The organism is Nonomuraea sp. NPDC050547, assembly GCF_044457345.1.
GTDB lineage: Bacteria > Actinomycetota > Actinomycetes > Streptosporangiales > Streptosporangiaceae > Nonomuraea.
Window position 1 is genome coordinate 53,883 of the sequence record NZ_JBITGW010000034.1, and the last position, 18,159, is coordinate 72,041.

Consider the following 18,159-nt stretch of genomic DNA (forward strand, 5'->3'; position numbering starts at 1 on the left):
GGCTGTACGTGGCGACGCTCATGCTGCCGCTGCTGTGGATGTTCGGCATGTCGATCCGGCCCAACGACGAGATCCTCGGGAGCTTCTCGCTGCTGCCGCAGAACGTGACGCTGGAGAACTACGTCACGTTCTTCACGGACTCCGCGTGGTACTCCAGCTATCTCAACTCGATCGTCTACACCTCGCTGAACACGGTGTTCTCGCTGATCGTGGCGCTGCCGGCGGCGTACGCGTTCTCGCGCTTCCGCTTCGCCGGGGACAAGCACCTGTTCTTCTGGCTGCTGACGAACCGGATGGCGCCGCCGGCGGTCTTTCTTCTTCCCTTTTTTCAGATTTATCAGAGCGTGGGGTTGTTCGACACGCATCTCGGGGTGGCCATCGCGCACATGCTGTTCAACGTGCCGCTGGCCGTGTGGATCCTGGAAGGGTTCATGTCCGGGATCCCGCGCGAGATCGACGAGACCGCGGCCATCGACGGCTACTCGCTGCCGCGCTTCTTCTTCCGGATCTTCCTGCCGATGATCCGCTCGGCCATCGGCGTGACCGCGTTCTTCTGCTTCATGTTCAGCTGGGTCGAACTGCTGATCGCCCGGACGATCACCTCGGTCAACGCCAAGCCGATCGCCGCCACCATGACCCGCACCGTCAGCGCCGCCGGGATCGACTGGGGGCTGCTGGCCGCCGCGGGCGTGCTGACGATCATCCCGGGCGCGATCGTCATCTGGTTCGTCCGCAACTACATCGCCAAGGGCTTCGCGCTGGGAAGGGTGTGACAGGTGCTGGAGTGGATGGTCTGGACCGCGCCCACCGCACTGGTCTTCGCCGGTCTGGCCCTGCTGCTGGTCGCCATGACCGTCTGGGCACGCCTGTCGCCGCCGCCGGCCCGGCGCGGCTTCCTGCGCATCGAGACCGACAGGGGCGACCGGCTCTACATCGGACTGATCAGCGCGGCGGTGGTGCTCGCCGGGTGGATCGCCGTCACGGACCTGTCGATGTGGCTCGCGCTCGGGTGCGCGCTCGTCGTCGTGGCCGTGATCGGGATATGGGGTTGACCTGCGCCCCCTTGCTCGCGAGAGGAGTCGGACATGTCGCACACACTCAAGAGGCACGCGGCCGCGCTGGGCGTACTCGCCCTGTTGCTGGCGGGGTGCTCCAGCGGGAGCAAGCCGTCGAGCGACTTCCGTGAGGAGAACGGCAGGGCGGCCGCCAAGAGGTGGGTGGACACCGAGTTCACGCCGTCGACACTGGCCAAGGATCAGCAGCTGGCGGAGATGGAATGGTTCCTGAAGGCGGCGGCGCCGTACCGCGGGATGGAGATCAACGTGGTGTCGGAGACAATCACCACGCACGAGTACGAGTCGCGGCAGCTCGCCAAGGCCTTCACCGAGATCACCGGGATCAGGATCAAGCACGACCTGATCCAGGAGGGCGACGTCGTCGAGAAGCTGCAGACCCAGATCCAGGGCAACCAGAACATCTACGACGCCTACGTCAACGACTCCGACCTCATCGGGACGCACGCGCGCGGCGACTACGTGGTGCCGCTGTCGGACTACATGGCCGGGGAGGGCAAGAACGTCACCTCGCCGACGCTCGACCTCAAGGACTTCATCGGGATCAGCTTCACCACCGGGCCGGACAAGAAGGTGTACCAGCTGCCCGACCAGCAGTTCGCGAACCTGTACTGGTTCCGGTACGACTGGTTCACCGATCCGGAGATCAAGAAGCAGTTCAAGGCGGCGTACGGCTACGACCTGGGCGTACCAGTGAATTGGGCGGCTTATGAGGATATAGCCGACTTTTTCACGAACAAGGTCAATGGAAACGGGCAGATCGCCGGCAAGAAGGTCTTCGGGCACATGGACTACGGCCGCAAGGACCCCTCGCTCGGCTGGCGCTTCACCGACGCCTGGCTGTCCATGGCCGGCAACGGCGACCCCGGCATCCCGAACGGCCTGCCCGTCGACGACTGGGGCATCCGCGTCGAGAACTGCCGTCCCGTCGGCTCCTCGGTCACCCGCGGCGGCGACACCAACGGCCCCGCCTCCGTCTACGCCCTCACCAAGTACGTGGACTGGCTCAAGCGCTTCGCGCCCAAGGAAGCCGCCGGCATGAACTTCAGCGAGTCCGGCCCCGTGCCCGCGCAGGGCAACATCGCCCAGCAGATCTTCTGGTACACCTCCTTCACCGCCGACATGACCAAGCAGGGCCTGCCCGTCGTGAACGCCGACGGCACCCCCAAGTGGCGCATCGCCCCCAGCCCCCACGGCGCGTACTGGAAGGACGGCAACAAGCTCGGCTACCAGGACGCCGGATCCTGGACCCTGCTGAAGAACACTCCCGCGGAACGGCGCGCCGCCGCCTGGCTGTACGCCCAGTTCGTCACCTCCAAGACGGTGTCGCTGAAGAAGTCCATCACCGGCCTGACCTTCATCCGCGACTCCGACATCCGCAGCGCCTACTTCACCGAGAACGCCCCCAAGTACGGCGGGCTCATCGAGTTCTACCGCTCACCCGCGCGCGTCCAGTGGACCCCGACCGGTACCAACGTCCCGGACTACCCCAAGCTCGCCCAGCTGTGGTGGCAGAACGTGGCCACCGCGGTGACCGGCGAGACGACCGCCCAGCAGTCCATGGACAACCTGGCCAAGCAGCAGGACGACATCCTGTCCCGGCTGGAACGGCGCGGCTACGGCGGCGCCTGCGCCCCCAAGCTCAACCCTGAACAGGCCGCGCAGACGTGGCTCGACCAGCCGGGGGCACCCGCGCCCAAGCTGGCCGACGAGAGGGGCAAGCCGGAGACCCTCGACTACGACAAGCTGATCGCCCAGTGGAAGTCCGGCGACTGACCACCCCGTGAGTCCCCGTGCGCCCCGACCACGCACGGGGACCTCCCGCCCACCGGGCGAGGAAGGCCACCTGTCAACCAGACCGGCACCCTGGACCCGGGAGACCCGGGACCCCGGACCGACGCGCGGGACCCCGGGACGCGGAGACCCCGAACCGACACGCGCGGGACCCGGTGCGCGGGACGTGGGAGACCCGGAGACCGGGACCAGCGCGGGGCTCGGGAGCAGCGCGGGACTCGGAGCCCGAGACCGGGGCGTGGGAACCGCGGCGTGGGAGTGGAAGTGGGCGTGGGGGTGGGGGTAAGGGTGGATGGTGGACGGGGTGGGAGGGGCGGGCTTAGCTTGCTCGGCATGAAGTTACGTATCGCGATCACGGCCGTAGCCGCGGCCTGTGCGCTGATCACCCCCCTGCCAGCCCAGGCCGACACCCCAGACCTCGGCGGCCTCACCGGAGGCGACCTCCTCCGCTGGGATCTCAAGCAGACCGGCGTCACCGGCCGCCTGCGCGGACTGGCTCCGGTGAGCCGTGATGTCGTGTGGGCCTCGGGCAGCGAAGGTACCGTGCTCAGGACGACCGACGCCGGGCGTACCTGGCGGAACGTCTCGCCGCCCGGCGCGGGCGCGCTGCAGTTCCGCGACATCGAGGCGTTCGGGCCCGACACCGCCGTGGCGCTGTCCATCGGCGAGGGCACCGACTCGCGGGTCTACCGCACCGACGACGCCGGCCGTACCTGGACGGAGACCTTCCGCAACGACGAGCCGCGCGCCTTCTACGACTGCATGGCCTTCTTCGACCGCCGCCACGGGCTGGCGATGAGCGACCCGGTGGACGGCAGGTTCAGGATTCTGTCGACGTCGGACGGCGGGCGGAGCTGGGCGGTCCTGCCCGCCGCCGGGATGCCGGACGCGCTGCCCGGTGAGGCCGGGTTCGCGGCCAGCGGGCAGTGCCTGGTGACGTCGGGCGGCCGGGACGCGTGGCTGGCCAGTGGCGGCGCCGAGCGGTCGCGCGTGTACCATTCCCGCGACCGGGGCCGCACCTGGACCGTGACCGACACTCCCATCCCCGCGGGAGACCCCGCCCGCGGGGTGTTCGCCCTCGCCTTCCGCGGCCGGCACCAGGGCATCGCGGTCGGCGGCGACTACCGGCCCGGCCAGGCCTCCCCCTCGGCCGGCGCCTACTCCGCCGACGGCGGCGCCACCTGGCGGCCCTCGCGCGTGCCGCCGCCCGCCTACCGCTCCGGCGTGGCGCTGCTCCCTCTGGCCGCGATCGCCGTGGGCCCGAGCGGCAGCGACATCTCCTTCACCGGCGGCCGGACGTGGCACACGTTCGACACGGGCTCGTTCGACACCGTGTCGTGCACGCCCGACCTGAGCTGCTGGGCCGCGGGCGAGCAGGGCAGGGTGGCCCGTCTGGCCCTCGGCCGCCGCTGACCACCCGGGTACGCCACCGGCCCCCTGCCCAGCCGCCAGGACAGGGCAGAGGGCCGGACCCGGTCAGCCGGAGCTGGTCATGACGGCGAAGCGGACACCGTGGGGGTCGGTCAGGGTGGCGAAGCGGCCCACTCCTTCCACCGACTCGGCGGCCACCGCGACCGCGCCGCCCAGTTCCCGTGCCTTGGCCACGACCGCGTCGCAGTCGCCCACCTCGATGTACGGCAGCCAGTGCGGCGCCACGCCCGGCATGGGCACGAGCCCGGCCATGCTGTCGTCGGCGTCGCCGCCGGGCGGGGTGACGACGGTGTAGGTCATCTCGCCCATCGGCATGTCCTCGAAGCTCCAGTCGAACACCGACCGGTAGAACCCATGCCCGCCGCCGGCGTCGGGCGTGTAGAGCTCGGCCCAGCACAGTGAGCCCGGCACGGTCACCAGCTCCAGCCCCTTGAGCCGCCCCGGCTCCCAGATCGCGAACTGCGCCCCCGCCGGGTCGCTGAACTGCGCGATGCGGCCCTCGGGCCCGACCTCGGAGGGCGCCATCCGGACCGTGCCCCCGGCCTGCTCGACGGCCTTCGCGGTGGCCTCCGCGTCGGTGCTGCGGAAGTAGAGGATCCAGGCGGGGTCGGCCCCCTCCTCCGTGAGCCTGCCCACCGCCGCGACGGTCTTGCCGTCCTGCTGGAACGACCCGTAGTCCCCGCCGCCCGGCATGGTGTGGTGGCTCCACCCGAACAGCGCGGTGTAGAAGGCCACCGTCGCGGGGAGGTCGGGGCTCCCGAGATCGAGCCAGACCGGGGTGCCGGGAAGGTTCTTCGTGGTGAGCATGGCGTGCTCCTTCGTATGGATGATGGTCGGCCCGCCGCCTCACGGTGCGGAGGGGATTGAGGGCGACGCCACTTCTCAGCGTCGCACACGGCGTCGGGGATGAGGAGAGCCTAGCGAGTTTCGAATATGTGTTCAGGCGATCACGTATACTCGAACACATGGATGTGCTCTACCAAGGCTCGCTGCTCGACGTGGGCGAGGAGCCGGGCCCCGGCCCGCTCGCGCCGGTGCGCACCCGGCTGTCGCGGGGCGCCTGGATCGACGTGCTGCCCGGCTGGCTCGGCGGTGCCGACGCGCTGTTCGAGCGGCTGCTGCGCGAGGTGCCGTGGCAGGCCGAGCGCCGGGTCATGTACGACCGGGTGGTGGACGTGCCGCGCCTGCAGAAGTTCTACGGCGAGGCCGAGCCCCTGCCCGACCCGGTCCTGGCCGAGGCCAGGGCCGCGCTCGACGCCCACTACGCCGAGGAGCTGGGCGAGCCGTTCAGCACCGCGGGCCTGTGCCTCTACCGCGACGGCCGCGACAGCGTCGCCTGGCACGGCGACACCATCGGCCGCGGCGCCGCCGAGGACACGATGGTCGCCATCGTCTCGGTCGGCACGCCGCGCAGCCTGCTGCTCCGTCCCCGGGGCGGCGGTCCGTCGGTGCGCCGCGAGCTCGGCCACGGCGACCTCATCGTGATGGGCGGCAGCTGCCAGCGCACCTGGGAGCACGCGGTGCCGAAGACCGCGCGGCCGTGCGGGCCGCGGATCAGCGTTCAGTTCCGCCCGCGCGGGGTGCGCTGAGCGACATAGCACCGTAGGCCGCGACCGCCGCCGCCTGCAGCGCCGCGCCGACCGCGAGAGCGAGGGGCACGGAGTGTACGGCCAGCGGCCCGGCCACCGCGGACCCGGCGGCGAACGAGGTGATCTTCAGGCTGGCGCCGGTGGTGAAGATCTGGCTCCTCAGCCGGGCGGGGGCGTCGCGGTGCCGTACCGCGAAAAGGGCGGTGAGCTGCGGCCCCTCACCGACGCCCGCGATCGCTGCGGCCAGGACGGCGAGCGCGAAGGAGCCGGCGAGGGCCGCGACGGCGATGCCCGCCCCGACCACGGCGGTGGCGGCGACGAGCACGCCGTCGGGCCACCACGTCCCGGCGGCGGGGGCGCGGTGGGCCAGCACCGCGTTGGCGCCGAGGGCGGTGGCGGCGGTCACGGCCAGGAGCAGCGCCCCGAACCCGGCGCTGCCCACGAGCCGCTCGCCCAGCAGCGGCGTGCACACGACCAGCATGGCGACCCCGGCCATGGAGATCATCGAGGTCACGGTGGCCCGGCGCAGCGAGGGGCTGCCGGTGATCGCCCGCGCGCCGGCCAGGAGTTCGGCCGCGACCGAGGCCCCCTTCTCCACGCGCTCGCGCGGCGGGAGCGACAGGGCGACGGGCAGGGAGGCGGCGATGAGGACGCAGGCGGCGATCACCGGCGTGGAGCCGCCGCCGAAGGCCGCCATGAGCCCGGCGAGCGCGGGCCCGAGCAGGGCGGCGACGTTGTAGGAGATCGAGTCGAGCGCGTTGGCGCGCGCGAGCGAGCCCGCGGGCACGGCCAGCGGCAGCTGCGCCGTCCAGCCGCCGCTGAGCGCGGGCCCGAGCAGCCCGGTCAGCACCGCGAGGCCGATCACCAGCCCGTCGGGCACCCGGCCGAGGAGGGCGAGGATCACCAGGAGCCCGCCCGCGTACCCCGTCAGGCACCAGGCCAGCAGCCGGCCCGGCCGCCGCGCGCGGTCGAGCAGCACGCCGAGCAGCGGCCCGCCCACCGAGGCCGAGACCGTCAGCCCGGCGAGCAGCCATCCCGCGACCGCGGGCGACCCGCTGACGGCGAGCCCCAGGACGAGCAGCGCGGGCCCGGACATGTCGTCGCCGGTACGCGCCGAGGCCGCCCCGAGCATGTAACGCCATAACATGAAAGAGACGTTACATGCCCCGGGTGGCGGCGCGGTGGGCGGCCACCCGCTCCCGGGTGGCGCAGCGCGGCGAGCAGTAGCGCCTGGGGCTGCCGCCCGAGATGTCCAGGAACGGCCGGCCGCAGCTCACCGAGGCGCACAGCCCCGCCGGAACCCGCTGATGATCGGCCAGCAGCACCGCCATCGACATCGCCGAGGAGGCCAGGAACCACTCCGCCCACGGCGCGTCGTCGTCGCGGTCCACGTGCAGGTGCCAGGTCGTCGTGCCACCGTGGTCGGTCAGGCGGGGCGGGCAGGCGGCGCCGGCCAGCAGCCGGTTGAGCAGCCCCGCCGCCGCGCCGGCCGACGGGGCGGCGAACAGCTCCATGAGGCGCCCGGCGGCCGCGCGCATCGCGCGCACGTCGTCCGGCGACAGCTCCAGCGGGCCCCGCTCCCCGTGGGCCCGCAGGACGCCGGCGATCGACCCGGGCGTCGGCTCCTCCCACAGCAGGGCCTCGCACAACGCCACCGCCCGCGCCGCCATCGCCCTGGTCGAATGCACCTCCATCCCTGCAGGGTACGGTGTCAGCCGCCGCAGGCGGCGAAGACGTAGGAGTCGGCAAGGACGCTGTAGCGGTCCCTGACCGTGACCTTGCCGGAAGGCACCTCGACCCGCACGACGGTCATCTTCGTCGGCCCGCTCTCCGGCACGTCCGCCAGGTGGAGCGTCACCTGGTTCTCGCCCGTCCAGTCGGCCTTCAGCACCTCGCCCTTGGGCAGCGTGAGCCGGATCTTCGCGGTGACCTGGTCCACCGCGCTGTCGTACAGGACCAGTGCGGGCTTCCCGCCCTGGATCACGTTGGCGGTCGTCGCGCCGTCGGCGGCCAGGGCGTAGGGGCCGTTGTAGGCGACGACCTGCGGCGGGGTCACCCGGCGCACCTGCTCGCCGCTGTCGCGGTAGACGGCCAGGTCGGTCACGGGCTCCTCGCCCTCGGAGGAGGTGAGCAGCTCGTCGGCGTCGCCGCTGAAGCCGGAGACCGCCTCGCCCCTTCCGGCCGAGCCGACCTGCGTGCCGCTCGCGGTGTCGAAGATCCGCGTCTTCTTCCCGGTGATCGCCGCGGCCAGCTTGGCGCCGTCGTCGGAGAGCAGGAGCGTCACGTCGTACTGCGCGACCCGCGGCAGCGCGTCGGCGGCCAGCAGCTTCACCCCGCCGCCGATCGTGCGGACGGCCAGGCGGCCGCGCTTGGTGAAGTAGGCGACGTGGCTGCCGTCGCCGCTGACCGCGATCGGCGCCACCTGGTAGCCCGAGGAGGTGCCGTCGGCGTGCCTGGCCACGGTCTGCGCGTCGCGCAGCGGCCGCTGCCCGCCGTCGTGCGTGACCAGCCGCCAGGGTCCGCACGGGCGCCGCTCGTCCTTCTTGTCGGCGCAGCCCTTCAGCGAGGCGTAGCGGACGGCGTCGTGGTCGTGCGGGCCCGCCTGCGCGGGGGCGGCCGGTGACAGGCTCAGGGCGAGGGCGCCCGCGGCCAGCGCGGCGGTGAACCTGGTCTTCATGGCCTTCACTCCCCCGCCAGCCGCGCGGCGTACCTGGCCGCGCTGATCGTGTAGTGGTCACGCTTGGTGAGCGTGCCCGCCGAGGTGTCCACGCCGGCCGACCACGCGTGCCCCGTGCCGCTCTCCCCCTGGTAGAACAGCACGCCGAGGCCGCCGTCGCGGTCGTAGGAGGCGACCGCGGGCACGTAGCCCTTGGGCGCCGCCAGCTTCAGCGAGGGACCCATCTCCCCGTTCGTCATGTCGTACTCGCGCAGCTTGGGCGGCTTGACCCCGTCGTAGTCGCCCGGGATGAGGGCGGCGGCGTTCCTGCCGTCGGCGGCCAGGGCGTACACGCCGGCCGCGCCGATGACCTGCGGCGGCGTGCGCCGCAGCGGCGGCCGGCCGTCGGTGTGGTGCACGACCAGCGCGGTGGTGTTGTCGGTGAGGTTGCGCGTGGCCAGCAGCTCGTCCCCGTCGGAGCTGAAGGCCTGCGGAACGTCGCCCGCCGGCAGGTTCACCGTCGCTCCCGTCCTGACGGTGACGATCTTGCCGGGCTTGTTGCCGTCGGTGTGGTCGATCGCGATCCGGTCGCCGTGCGGCGACAGGCGCAGCGTCAGGTCCATGCTTCCCGACGCCTTCGGGGTCAGGGACTTCGGCAGTGCGGTGACCCGGCCGCCCGCGGCGCGCCGTACGACCAGGCGGTGGTCGCTCGCGCGCAGGTAGCCGATCCAGCGGCCGTCACCGCTGACGGCGAACGGCGCCTCCTGGTACTGCGGGACGCCCTTTCCGTCGGCGGCCGCGGCCGCGGCGCCGGGCACGGTGACCGTGCGGCCGTCGCGCATGATCAGCCGCCACTGCCCGCACGGGTAGGAGACGTCCTGCTTGTCCGTGCAGGACTTGATCCATGCGGCCCTCACCTCGGGTGCCGCCCCGGTGTGCGCGGTGGCAGGTGTCGCGGCCCATCCGGCCGCCAGCAGCGCCGCGACGACCGTGGCGGCCGCTGAGCTGTGCCTCATCCTCGTCCTCCTTTCGCTCACAGGATTGGACCCGTGAGGAAGCAGGACAGTTGGTCACAGCTCGGCCACTATTCGCGCTGGAGGGGCCGCCGGCCGGCGAAGCCGAGTTCGTCGCGGTGGTACCAGCCCAGCTCGCGCTCGCCCTCGATCCAGCACAGGCCCACCGGCCGCCCGCCGATCACCGAAGGGAAGTCGAGCAGCACCGGCGCGATCCCCTTCACCTGCAGCCCGCGCTCGTGCCAGCCGCTGATGATCTCCTCGATCCGGGCCTCCAGGGCCTTCAGCTCGGCCAGGCCGCCCAGCGGGGAGACGCCTTCCTGCTCGCGGTCGTAGGCGATCTCGGCGAGGTCGGCGCGGGCGGCGACCAGCCGCCCGGCCTCGTCGAGGATTCCGGGCAGCATCGCGCGCGCCTCGTCGAGGGTGAAGGTCCGCTCCATGACCGCACGCTATCGGCTGGGGTCGTAGGCGTGGACGAGCAGTCGCTCGGCGTGGTCCAGATAGCCGGCGAGGAAGGCGGCCGCCTCGTCGGTGCGTCCCGCCTCGATGTGCTCGAGCAGTTCGCGGTTGAGCACGACGAACGGCTCGTGGAAGGCACGCGGGTTCTTCATCACGTGGAAGACCAGCCGCAGCTCGGCCAGCAACTGCCGCATGGTCTCATCGAGCCTGGGGCTGCCGTTCATGGCGACCAGCGCCTGGTGGAAGCGGATGTTGGCGGTGCCGACGCCGCGCCAGTCGTCGGCCGCGGCCGACCTTTCGGCGTCGGCGACCGCCTCCCTGATGACCGCCAGCGCCGCCCCCGTGGGGCGCCGGCGCACCGCCGCGTCCTGGAGTACGCGGCGGACGCGGTAGAGGTCGGCCACGTCCTCGGCCGACAGCACGCGGACGAAGACGCCGCGGTTGAGCCGGTGGTCCAGCAGCCGCTCGTGCCCGAGCAGCCGGAAGGACTCGCGCAGCGTGTTGCGCGAGACGCCGAGCGCCTCGGAGATGGACTCCTCCGACAGCCGCTGCCCCGGCTCGAAGAACCCCTCGATGATGCGGTCGCGCAGGATGTCGGCCACCCGCTCCGCCGTGCTGGTGCGCCCGAGCCTGGATCGCTCGCGCTCGAGATCCGCAACCGCGTCATCCACATGTAACAGACAATCACCCCACAAACCTCTTGTCGAATTGTTCAACGATCCTTACGTTGAGAGATACACCTACGAAAGGCGATGCGATGTCTGGCTCCCCCCAACAGACGCGGCGGGTGATCCTCGCCAGCCTGGTCGGCACGTCGCTGGAGTGGTACGACTTCTTCCTCTACACGACGGCGGCCACGCTGGTCTTCGGCAAGCTGTTCTTCCCGACGCTCGACCCGTTCAACGCCACGCTCGCCGCGCTGGCCTCCAACGCCGTCGCGTTCGTCGCCCGGCCGCTCGGCGGCGTCGTGTTCGGCCACTTCGGCGACCGCGTGGGACGCAAGACCGTCCTCGTCGTCACCCTTCTCATGATGGGCGTCGCCACCTTCCTCATCGGGGCGCTGCCCAGCTTCGACAGCGTCGGCATCCTGGCCCCGGTCCTGCTGGTCACCCTCCGCTTCATCCAGGGCCTCGGCCTGGGCGGCGAGTGGGGCGGCGCCGTCATCATGACCATGGAACACGGCGACCAGCGCCGCCGCGGCTTCAACGCCAGCTGGCCGCAGGTGGGCGTGCCCGCCGGTTACGTCCTGGCCACCGCCCTGCTGACCGTCCTGTCCCTGACGCTGACCAACGAGGCGTTCCTGTCGTGGGGGTGGCGGGTGCCGTTCCTGCTGTCGGGAGTCCTGGTGCTGGTCGGCTTCTGGGTACGGCGCCGCATCTCCGAATCCCCGCAGTTCGCCGAGATCGACACCAAGGGCGCGAAGGCCAAGATGCCGCTCCTGGAGGTCATCCGCACGCACCCGCGGGCGCTGCTGTCCGCCTTCGCCGCCCGCATCGGCGTGGACGTGGCCTTCTACACCTTCACCGCCTACATCCTCGTCTACATCACCACCACGCTGGGCATGGACCGCTCGGTCGGCCTCAACGCGGTGCTGATCGGCTCGGCGCTGCAGTTGTTCCTCATCCCGGCGTTCGGCGCCCTGTCGGACCGCGTCGGCCGCCGTACCGTGTACCTGGCCGGCGTCGTGGCCGCCGCCGTCTGGGTCTTCGCCTTCTTCCCGCTGCTGGAGACCCGGTCGTTCCCGCTGATCGCGCTCGCCGCCGTCGTCGCCCTGATCACCCACGCCGCCATGTACGGCCCGCAGGCCGCCTTCATCGCCGAACTCTTCAGCACACGGCTGCGCTACAGCGGCGCCTCCATGGGCTACCAGGTGGCCGGGATCGTCGGCGGCGCCCTGGCCCCGATCATCGCGCTGAAGCTCTTCGACACCTACAAGTCGACGCTGGCCGTGTCGATCTACGTGATCGTCGCGCTGGCGATCACCGCGATCGGCCTGGCCATCGCGCCGTCCGCCCAGGACCAGGACGAACGGGTCGCCCAGCGGGCCTGAGCCACCGCGGAAGGGGCGCCGGGCGGCGGCTGCCAACGCCGCCCGGCGTTCAGGGTCAGGCCGCGGTCTTCGCGCCGTGTCGCGCGGGCCGCCAGCCGCCCTTGAAGGCGGCCATCGACACCAGGAAGATCACCTGGCCGGCCAGGCCGACCAGCAACCACGCCCGCCAGCCGCCCCCGGCCACGACCTGCGGCGAGACGATCAGCAGTACCACGATCATGACCCGGACGACCATGCCCCAGATGCCCAGCGCCGCGCCCTGCAGCCGCGACTCCACATCTTCCGCGTCCTCGGAGAAGTTGGCCATCCAGGGCACGTACGCGACGCCCATGAACAGGAACATCAGCGCGTAGACGACGGTGATCTGGGTGGCGGAGACGGCGGAGCCGATCAGGCTGACGTAGTAGCCGAGCGCGGCGATCGTCAGGACCGTCCCCACCGCGGTGAACGGCTTGCGCGTCTGCAGCCGGTCGGAGAAGCGGCCGACCACGATCACGGCCAGCGCGTTGAGGAGGATGCCGATGGCCACGACGCCGTTGGCGGCGGCGGTCTCCATCCCGAAGGCCTCGTTGAGGATGGTCGGGCCGAAGATCGCGAAGGTCCAGTACAGCACCTGCCAGGCGGTGTTGCCCAGCACGTGCGCCCACAGGTGCGGATGGCGGAACAGCTCGCGTACCCGGCCGGGATCGATCTTCTCCTCGACGCGGACCGCCGACTCGGCCCGCATGACCTGGGCGCGCAGGGCGGCCGACGGCTCGGCGATCTGCCAGATGATCACCGCGCACAGCACCAGCGAGACGACGCCCATGATGATCGCCTGCGACTGCCAGGCGTTGCCGAACATCGGCAGGGTCACGCTGGCGATCAGCGAGGCCAGGAAGGCGGCGCCGACCGGTCCCCACGTCCAGAACCCGAACGCCTGCGCCCGCCCCAGCCGCGGCGAGAAGTCGCGCACGAGCGAGGCGGTGATGGTGATCCCCGCGCCCTCGATGAAGAGCATCAGGCACCTGACCACGAACAGTCCCGTGGTCGTCTCGACGGTCGCCAGCAGGAAGTTGCAGGCGGCGGTGACGGTCAGGGTGGGCACGAGGATCGTGACGCGCCCCCACCGGTCCGACAGGATGCCGCCGAACCCGGCCGACAGGCCGCCTACGAGCACCGAGGCGGCCGCGATGAGGCCGTAGACCTCCAGCGTCATGCCGAGGTCCTGGCGCAGCAGGGGAAGGATGGTGGCGATCGTGGTCTCGAAGTTGGCGACCAGCGAGGCGAGCACGGCGATGGCCAGCAGGCGGATGCGGTTGCCGCCCACCGGATACACGTGCAGTTCGCGGACATAGAACGGCTTCATCCCAAGTCCTCCGGGGTTGAACTGTCGCTCTAGAACGCGTTTCTAGTTGCTTCACCCTGCTCTCATTCGTCACCATCCGTCAACATTCGCGAACGTCACGATGTGATCTCGATCACATTCGCCTCGTGATCGAATCGCAGCCCGGTTTCGTTACATGGATCGGCGAATACGCATAAAATGCGCGCCTGTGAGCCTGCCTGTACGTGAACGTTCCCCCCGGCCCGGTGGCGGCCGGCACCGTCGTCCGGTCCCCGCGTCGCTACCCCCGGACGCCCCCGTGCTCGTGCTCGCCTGTCCCGGCGGCACCGACGGACCCGCCGCCGACATCGCGGCCGTGGTGAGAGTCGACAACCCGCAGATCGAGGTACGCCTCACCGCCGTCACCGAGCTCTCCCAGGCCTTGACCGGCAGCCGGGCAAGCGTCGTCGTACCCCTGTTGACCTGGGACGATCCCGCCGTCCTCGGCGAGATCGGGAAGGCCGTGGCCGCCAGCGGCGCCGAGGCCGCCGTCACCGAGGCGCTCGGCCCGCACCCGCTGCTGGCCGAGGCCCTGCACATCCGCCTCGCCGAGCGCGGCCTGGCCAGAGCCGACCGCGTGCGCCTGCTGAACGTCGGCAGCCCCGTCGACGCCGTCATCCTCGGCACGCTCGGCGGCGAGCGGGCCGTCGCGGCCGCCCAGCCCACCGCCGTGCTGCTGGCCTCCCGCCTGACGATGCCGGTGGTGGCCGCCTCACTCGACAGCGAGCCCGGCGTGGCCGTGGCCGCACAACGCCTGCGGGCGGCCGGCGCAGAACGCCTCGCCATCGCCCCGTGCGCCATCGACGCGCCCTCCGGCCTGGTCGAACAGGCCGCCACAGAGATCGGCGCCGGCCACGCCGACCTCCTGGGAGCGCACGGCGCGATCGCCGAACTTGTCGCCCGAGCTTACGGTAGTCAACTAGCGACTTGACAACACTTGTAAAGATCACTATATAGGCGTTAACGTCAGCGCATGCACTGCGTCAACGTCGTCGGCGAGCGTCTCGGGCTGCGGGACGTCACGCCTGCCGACATCGACGCCCTGCACGCCATCTACGGCAACCGCGCGGCCACCGAGCATCTGCCGTTCAATCCACGTTCCCTCGACGAGGTCGCCGGGATCGTCGAGGAAGCGATGGCCGCGGCAGCGACCGAACCCCGGCGCCTCTACCTCCTGGCCGTCACCGATCCCGACCATCACGGCGTGATCGGCGTCGCCCGCCTGCACGTCGAGGCCGACCACCCGCACAGCGCGGAGATCGGTCTCGGCCTGCGGCCCGACCAGTGGGGGCGCGGGATCGGGACCGACCTGATCAGGCTCCTGTTAGGTTTCGGCTTCCGGTCGCTGGGCCTGCACCGGATCTGGGGCGCGCGCGCACCGGCCAACATCCCGGCCCAGCTGGCGATGCTCACGGCGGGGATGATCGAAGAGGGCCGGATCCGGCACCACGTGCTCGCGCCCGACGGCTGGCGCGACTCCGTCGTCCACTCGGCCATTGTGGACGAATGGAACTCCCTCTACGTCTAGAGTGACGCCGATGTGGAACCACAACATCGCCTTCCACCCCTTCGTCCTGGCGAACGTCCCCGCGGACTGCGCGCGAGCGCTGGACGTGGGCTGCGGAGACGGGTTGCTGGCCCGCAAACTGTCCGCCCTGTCCCGGCACGTCACCGGGGTGGACGTCTCCCCCGAGATGATCGCCGAGGCCCGCGCCATCGGCGGCCGCCCCGACTACCTCCAGGCCGACTTCCTGGCCAGTGACCTGCCCGAGTCGTCCTACGACTTCGTCACCACGGTCACCACCCTCCATCACATGGACTTCGAACCCGCCCTGACCGGGATGGCGCGCCTGCTGCGCCCCGGCGGCCGGCTCGTCGTCATCGGCATCGCCACCAACGCCACACTCCTCGACTGGGTGATCGACGGGATGAGCGTGGTCAAGCACCAGATCGTCTCCCGCGTCCACGGCGGCGCCGAGCAGAACACGCCCGTCGCCGCGCCCACGATGACCTGGTCCGCCGTCCGCCGCGAAGCCCTGACCCTGCTGCCCGGGGCACGGTGGCGACGGCACCTGCTGTGGCGGTACTCCCTCACCTGGACCAAACCGCTGCCAACACCGCCCCGCCCGGCGTGAGAATGTCAGTGCCGCCCCCTACGATGAGCGACCTCACGAAAGGGTGCCTGCCATGCTCGATTCGCTGATCGTGCCGCTGCTCGTCACGACGGACCTGCCGCCGGACGCCGACCTGGCCGAGTTCGGCGCGCTCCTGACGGAGACGGCGCGCGAGCTGCCCTACGACGCCTTCCTCGCCGGGAAGGTCTTCTGGCTGGACCGCCCCGTCCTGCCCCAGCAGCGGCCCGCCTCGGAAACCGAACTCCGCTTCGCGGCGATGCTCGGGTACGCGGCCGCCTCGGGCACCGGGCACGAAACCCGCCAGGTCGTCGCCGACGTACGGCGAGCCGCCACGTCGGCCATCGCCTCCCGCTACGGCAACGGCGCCGCCGCCCCGGCCGTCTTCGCCATCAGGGAGCGCGACATCCGCGAACGCACCCCCGGCACCGCCCTCTACGTCGACACCCGCGACGCCACCCCCGACCTCATCACCGCCACCCGCGCCTACCTCTAACCCAGGCGCCCCTTCCACGACCGCCCAACCCCTCCTCCGGACACCGCGCCCGGCGCCCGGACCGAGCGGGCCGACCGCCTTGCGCGCCCTCGCCCCGGACGCGCGTCTCCGGGCACCACGCACACGACACCCGGGACAGGCGGCCAGCCCACCTTGTGTGCCCCCACCACCCCGCGACGCCTCCGGGACGAGGGCTTCACCCGGACGCCGCACACGCCGCGTGCGGGCGGGCGTGCCGCCGTACGGGCCACCGTCACCCGCAGCACGTTCGGGCAGGTTGGGGCGCTTTGTGCCCACCTGGGCCGCGTCCGCAGACCGCCCCGCCCGCCTCTCGACGGACCACCCCGCGCAGGGCTATGTGGCCGGTGTGCCGGGCAGGGAGCCCTGGACGATGGCTTGGGCGACCTCGTGGACGCCTTCCCTGGTGATCGACTCGGGCGGAGCCGTGACCAGGGTGAACAGCGCGCCCGCGTACAGCGTGATCAGGGTCGCGACCCTGTCCCGTGGGATGGGCAGGGCGAGGTCGGCGTGGTGGCCGGCGGTCAGGCGCAGGGCGGTGGCCCGCATACCGGCCAGAGCCGGGGCCATGGCCGGGCGGCGGACGGCCTCCAGCTGGAGTTCGAAGATCGCAAGATAGCGGGTACGGAGCACGGTCGCCGCCCCGAACAGCGACTCCGCCAGCAGGTCGACGGTCTGCCCGATGCCGTCGGCGGAGACCTCGGTCAGCCGGGTGGCCTCGGCCATGTCGGCCAGGTGCAGCTCGCTGACGCGCTCCGCCACGGCCAGCAGCAGCGCCTCTCTGGTGCGGAAGTAGTTCGAGGCGGTGCCCTGGGGCAGCCCGGCGGCCTGCTCGACCGCGCGGTGGGTCAGCCCGTGCGCCCCGGACCCGGCGAGGAGTTCGATGGCGGCGTCGGTCAGGGCCCTGCGACGGCCGGGGTTGGTCGGCGGCATGCGGCCATGGTAGCGGCACCCGTACTAGGACGATCGTAGTAGGCAGACAAGGCCTTGGACCTCTGTCCCAGGTCGCCCCGGGGGGATTAAGGTGATCTGTCATGGAGCGTTCTAGACGGCGGCGGCGGTGGGTGGCCGGCCTGCTGGGGATGGCCGTGCTGGCCGGCGGGTGCTCGCTGGGCACCGGCGACGACCGGAGCCGTGCCGAGGAACTGGCGGGCAAGCTCTACCCGGGGCAGCTGAAGGTGATCGGGGCGCGCAACCTGTTCCCCGAGACCAACGGGTCGGAGATCACGTTCGCGCTGACCGGCGACCCCGACACCGTCGTACGCCTGAGGATCGACGCGAAGAAGGGCACCTGCGACCGCAAGCCGTGCGAGAGCCAGCTCGCGGCGGCGGTGCAGAAGGGCAAGGACCTCGGGGAGAACTGGCGGCGGCTGGCGGCGGGGTTCCAGAGGTGCGGGCACCCCATCATCGCCGCCGACACGCCGCTGTCGGAGGTCTGGATCGAGGCGGCCCCCACGAACGCGACCATCGCGTCGTTCCTCGGCACGGTACGCGAGTGCCTGGCCACGGACAGGGCGCTCGCGGTGAACTTCGCCACTCCCGCCGTCGCCGCCAAACGCCCCCGTGGCGGGGAGGGGCTGCCGACGTTTCTGCGGATGACCGAGACGAAGGTGCTCGCGGCGCTGTCCAGAGAGCCCTATCTGGTCGCCTCCTACTCGCCGGCCAACGAGCCGTCCGCGCGAATCGTACGGCCCTTCGACCAGCGGCAGGAGTTCGAGAAGCGGGCACGGGCGGGCGCGACCGAGTGGCTGGCCGCCAACCGTCCCGGCGCGATGGTCGGCGGCGTGGTCGGGCTGTGGCGCCTGCGGCCGGGCCGCGTGGACCGGCTCATGGGGTACGTGCTGTTCTGCGACACCCGGCAGGCCAAGTGCCAGGGCGACGAGGCCTTGGCGATGACGGTGGATCCGCAGGGCAACCCGGTCGGTGACATGCGCGTGCTGGAGGACGTCAGGGACCAGGGCGGCGTCCTTCGCCTGCCCGCCGGCACCTAGTGGTCGCGCCCGTTAATTCGTCGGGGGTCATGCGGCTTGTGGGTGTGGTGCGTGTCGATCGTGCTTCCTGATGCGCGTCAGGAGGAGGTTG

20 protein-coding genes are annotated in these 18,159 nt (G+C 71.5%); 11 read left to right on the top strand and 9 right to left on the bottom strand.

Annotated elements, in window-relative coordinates:
• Positions 1 to 20: 20 nt before the first annotated feature.
• The 4 genes from ACIBHY_RS52230 (at position 21) to ACIBHY_RS52245 (ending at position 4,280) form a co-directional block, all read left to right on the top strand.
• On the top strand, positions 21 to 773 hold the full coding sequence (locus ACIBHY_RS52230) for a carbohydrate ABC transporter permease (RefSeq protein ID WP_379623746.1): 753 nt from the start codon (positions 21 to 23) through the stop codon (positions 771 to 773).
• 3 nt (positions 774 to 776) lie between these two features.
• Complete coding sequence (locus tag ACIBHY_RS52235; protein WP_397243520.1) at positions 777 to 1,052, top strand: DUF2160 domain-containing protein; 276 nt, start codon at positions 777 to 779, stop codon at positions 1,050 to 1,052.
• Between the two features lie 33 nt (positions 1,053 to 1,085).
• Entirely contained in the window at positions 1,086 to 2,849 is a 1,764-nt protein-coding gene (locus tag ACIBHY_RS52240; RefSeq protein WP_397243518.1) for an ABC transporter substrate-binding protein, read from the top strand.
• Positions 2,850 to 3,200: 351 nt separating this feature from the next.
• Complete coding sequence (locus ACIBHY_RS52245) at positions 3,201 to 4,280, top strand: WD40/YVTN/BNR-like repeat-containing protein (protein WP_397310742.1); 1,080 nt, start codon at positions 3,201 to 3,203, stop codon at positions 4,278 to 4,280.
• 63 nt (positions 4,281 to 4,343) lie between these two features.
• Here ACIBHY_RS52245 and ACIBHY_RS52250 read toward each other — a convergent pair whose 3' ends face one another.
• On the bottom strand, positions 4,344 to 5,105 hold the full coding sequence (locus ACIBHY_RS52250) for a VOC family protein (protein ID WP_397310743.1): 762 nt from the start codon (positions 5,103 to 5,105) through the stop codon (positions 4,344 to 4,346).
• 158 nt (positions 5,106 to 5,263) lie between these two features.
• Here ACIBHY_RS52250 and ACIBHY_RS52255 point away from each other — a divergent pair, with 158 nt between their 5' ends.
• Complete coding sequence (locus ACIBHY_RS52255) at positions 5,264 to 5,887, top strand: alpha-ketoglutarate-dependent dioxygenase AlkB (RefSeq protein WP_397243512.1); 624 nt, start codon at positions 5,264 to 5,266, stop codon at positions 5,885 to 5,887.
• On the opposite strand, the gene ACIBHY_RS52260 is transcribed toward ACIBHY_RS52255, so the two are convergent.
• From ACIBHY_RS52260 to ACIBHY_RS52285, 6 genes are all read right to left on the bottom strand, one after another.
• Positions 5,853 to 7,034: an MFS transporter gene (locus ACIBHY_RS52260; RefSeq protein ID WP_397310744.1), complete on the bottom strand. Its 1,182-nt coding sequence runs from the start codon at positions 7,032 to 7,034 to the stop codon at positions 5,853 to 5,855. The two genes, ACIBHY_RS52255 and ACIBHY_RS52260, sit on opposite strands and share 35 nt — an antisense overlap.
• 10 nt (positions 7,035 to 7,044) lie before the next feature.
• Positions 7,045 to 7,581 (bottom strand): CGNR zinc finger domain-containing protein, encoded by a 537-nt coding sequence (locus ACIBHY_RS52265; RefSeq protein WP_397243508.1) that lies wholly within the window; start codon positions 7,579 to 7,581, stop codon positions 7,045 to 7,047.
• A gap of 17 nt (positions 7,582 to 7,598) precedes the next feature.
• Positions 7,599 to 8,564, bottom strand: coding sequence for a hypothetical protein (locus tag ACIBHY_RS52270; protein ID WP_397310745.1), 966 nt, complete (start codon positions 8,562 to 8,564; stop codon positions 7,599 to 7,601).
• A 5-nt stretch (positions 8,565 to 8,569) separates the two neighbouring features.
• Complete coding sequence (locus ACIBHY_RS52275; RefSeq protein WP_397243504.1) at positions 8,570 to 9,559, bottom strand: hypothetical protein; 990 nt, start codon at positions 9,557 to 9,559, stop codon at positions 8,570 to 8,572.
• A gap of 68 nt (positions 9,560 to 9,627) precedes the next feature.
• Complete coding sequence (locus ACIBHY_RS52280) at positions 9,628 to 9,996, bottom strand: DUF2203 domain-containing protein (protein WP_397243502.1); 369 nt, start codon at positions 9,994 to 9,996, stop codon at positions 9,628 to 9,630.
• 9 nt (positions 9,997 to 10,005) lie between these two features.
• Positions 10,006 to 10,686 (bottom strand): GntR family transcriptional regulator, encoded by a 681-nt coding sequence (locus tag ACIBHY_RS52285; protein WP_397243500.1) that lies wholly within the window; start codon positions 10,684 to 10,686, stop codon positions 10,006 to 10,008.
• 86 nt (positions 10,687 to 10,772) lie between these two features.
• Here ACIBHY_RS52285 and ACIBHY_RS52290 point away from each other — a divergent pair, with 86 nt between their 5' ends.
• Positions 10,773 to 12,065 carry an MFS transporter gene (locus ACIBHY_RS52290; protein WP_397310746.1) on the top strand — a complete coding sequence of 431 codons (1,293 nt, stop codon included), beginning with the start codon at positions 10,773 to 10,775 and terminating at the stop codon, positions 12,063 to 12,065.
• 55 nt (positions 12,066 to 12,120) lie between these two features.
• Here ACIBHY_RS52290 and ACIBHY_RS52295 read toward each other — a convergent pair whose 3' ends face one another.
• Positions 12,121 to 13,413 carry an MFS transporter gene (locus ACIBHY_RS52295; RefSeq protein ID WP_397243496.1) on the bottom strand — a complete coding sequence of 431 codons (1,293 nt, stop codon included), beginning with the start codon at positions 13,411 to 13,413 and terminating at the stop codon, positions 12,121 to 12,123.
• A gap of 187 nt (positions 13,414 to 13,600) precedes the next feature.
• Here ACIBHY_RS52295 and ACIBHY_RS52300 point away from each other — a divergent pair, with 187 nt between their 5' ends.
• Genes ACIBHY_RS52300 through ACIBHY_RS52315 form a run of 4 tightly spaced genes read left to right on the top strand, consistent with a single transcriptional unit; the run spans position 13,601 to position 16,059 of the window.
• Complete coding sequence (locus tag ACIBHY_RS52300; RefSeq protein ID WP_397310747.1) at positions 13,601 to 14,362, top strand: sirohydrochlorin chelatase; 762 nt, start codon at positions 13,601 to 13,603, stop codon at positions 14,360 to 14,362.
• Positions 14,363 to 14,404: 42 nt separating this feature from the next.
• A complete protein-coding gene (locus ACIBHY_RS52305) occupies positions 14,405 to 14,959 on the top strand; it encodes a GNAT family N-acetyltransferase (RefSeq protein WP_379633141.1) in 555 nt (184 codons plus the stop codon).
• Positions 14,960 to 14,969: 10 nt separating this feature from the next.
• Positions 14,970 to 15,566, top strand: a complete 597-nt coding sequence (locus ACIBHY_RS52310) for a class I SAM-dependent methyltransferase (RefSeq protein WP_397310748.1) — start codon at positions 14,970 to 14,972, stop codon at positions 15,564 to 15,566.
• A gap of 52 nt (positions 15,567 to 15,618) precedes the next feature.
• Complete coding sequence (locus ACIBHY_RS52315; protein WP_397243490.1) at positions 15,619 to 16,059, top strand: hypothetical protein; 441 nt, start codon at positions 15,619 to 15,621, stop codon at positions 16,057 to 16,059.
• Between the two features lie 354 nt (positions 16,060 to 16,413).
• Here ACIBHY_RS52315 and ACIBHY_RS52320 read toward each other — a convergent pair whose 3' ends face one another.
• Positions 16,414 to 17,010 carry a TetR/AcrR family transcriptional regulator gene (locus ACIBHY_RS52320; RefSeq protein WP_397310749.1) on the bottom strand — a complete coding sequence of 199 codons (597 nt, stop codon included), beginning with the start codon at positions 17,008 to 17,010 and terminating at the stop codon, positions 16,414 to 16,416.
• Positions 17,011 to 17,111: 101 nt separating this feature from the next.
• On the opposite strand from ACIBHY_RS52320, the gene ACIBHY_RS52325 reads away from it, so the two are divergent.
• The gene (locus tag ACIBHY_RS52325) at positions 17,112 to 18,068 is read left to right on the top strand and encodes an SCO7460 family lipoprotein (RefSeq protein WP_397310750.1); all 957 of its coding nucleotides are present in this window, start codon (positions 17,112 to 17,114) and stop codon (positions 18,066 to 18,068) included.
• Positions 18,069 to 18,159: the final 91 nt, after the last annotated feature.

Bases quoted from the DNA above. Each gene is read 5' to 3' on its own strand.
- ACIBHY_RS52230 (WP_379623746.1), top strand. From the start codon at position 21: ATGCTGCCGCTGCTGTGGATGTTCGGCATGTCGATCCGGCCCAACGAC.
- ACIBHY_RS52240 (WP_397243518.1), top strand. From the start codon at position 1,086: ATGTCGCACACACTCAAGAGGCACGCGGCCGCGCTGGGCGTACTCGCC.
- ACIBHY_RS52245 (WP_397310742.1), top strand. From the start codon at position 3,201: ATGAAGTTACGTATCGCGATCACGGCCGTAGCCGCGGCCTGTGCGCTG.
- ACIBHY_RS52250 (WP_397310743.1), bottom strand. From the start codon at position 5,105: ATGCTCACCACGAAGAACCTTCCCGGCACCCCGGTCTGGCTCGATCTC.
- ACIBHY_RS52255 (WP_397243512.1), top strand. From the start codon at position 5,264: ATGGATGTGCTCTACCAAGGCTCGCTGCTCGACGTGGGCGAGGAGCCG.
- ACIBHY_RS52260 (WP_397310744.1), bottom strand. From the start codon at position 7,034: ATGTTATGGCGTTACATGCTCGGGGCGGCCTCGGCGCGTACCGGCGAC.
- ACIBHY_RS52265 (WP_397243508.1), bottom strand. From the start codon at position 7,581: ATGGAGGTGCATTCGACCAGGGCGATGGCGGCGCGGGCGGTGGCGTTG.
- ACIBHY_RS52270 (WP_397310745.1), bottom strand. From the start codon at position 8,564: ATGAAGACCAGGTTCACCGCCGCGCTGGCCGCGGGCGCCCTCGCCCTG.
- ACIBHY_RS52275 (WP_397243504.1), bottom strand. From the start codon at position 9,559: ATGAGGCACAGCTCAGCGGCCGCCACGGTCGTCGCGGCGCTGCTGGCG.
- ACIBHY_RS52280 (WP_397243502.1), bottom strand. From the start codon at position 9,996: ATGGAGCGGACCTTCACCCTCGACGAGGCGCGCGCGATGCTGCCCGGA.
- ACIBHY_RS52290 (WP_397310746.1), top strand. From the start codon at position 10,773: ATGTCTGGCTCCCCCCAACAGACGCGGCGGGTGATCCTCGCCAGCCTG.
- ACIBHY_RS52295 (WP_397243496.1), bottom strand. From the start codon at position 13,413: ATGAAGCCGTTCTATGTCCGCGAACTGCACGTGTATCCGGTGGGCGGC.
- ACIBHY_RS52305 (WP_379633141.1), top strand. From the start codon at position 14,405: ATGCACTGCGTCAACGTCGTCGGCGAGCGTCTCGGGCTGCGGGACGTC.
- ACIBHY_RS52310 (WP_397310748.1), top strand. From the start codon at position 14,970: ATGTGGAACCACAACATCGCCTTCCACCCCTTCGTCCTGGCGAACGTC.
- ACIBHY_RS52315 (WP_397243490.1), top strand. From the start codon at position 15,619: ATGCTCGATTCGCTGATCGTGCCGCTGCTCGTCACGACGGACCTGCCG.
- ACIBHY_RS52320 (WP_397310749.1), bottom strand. From the start codon at position 17,010: ATGCCGCCGACCAACCCCGGCCGTCGCAGGGCCCTGACCGACGCCGCC.
- ACIBHY_RS52325 (WP_397310750.1), top strand. From the start codon at position 17,112: ATGGAGCGTTCTAGACGGCGGCGGCGGTGGGTGGCCGGCCTGCTGGGG.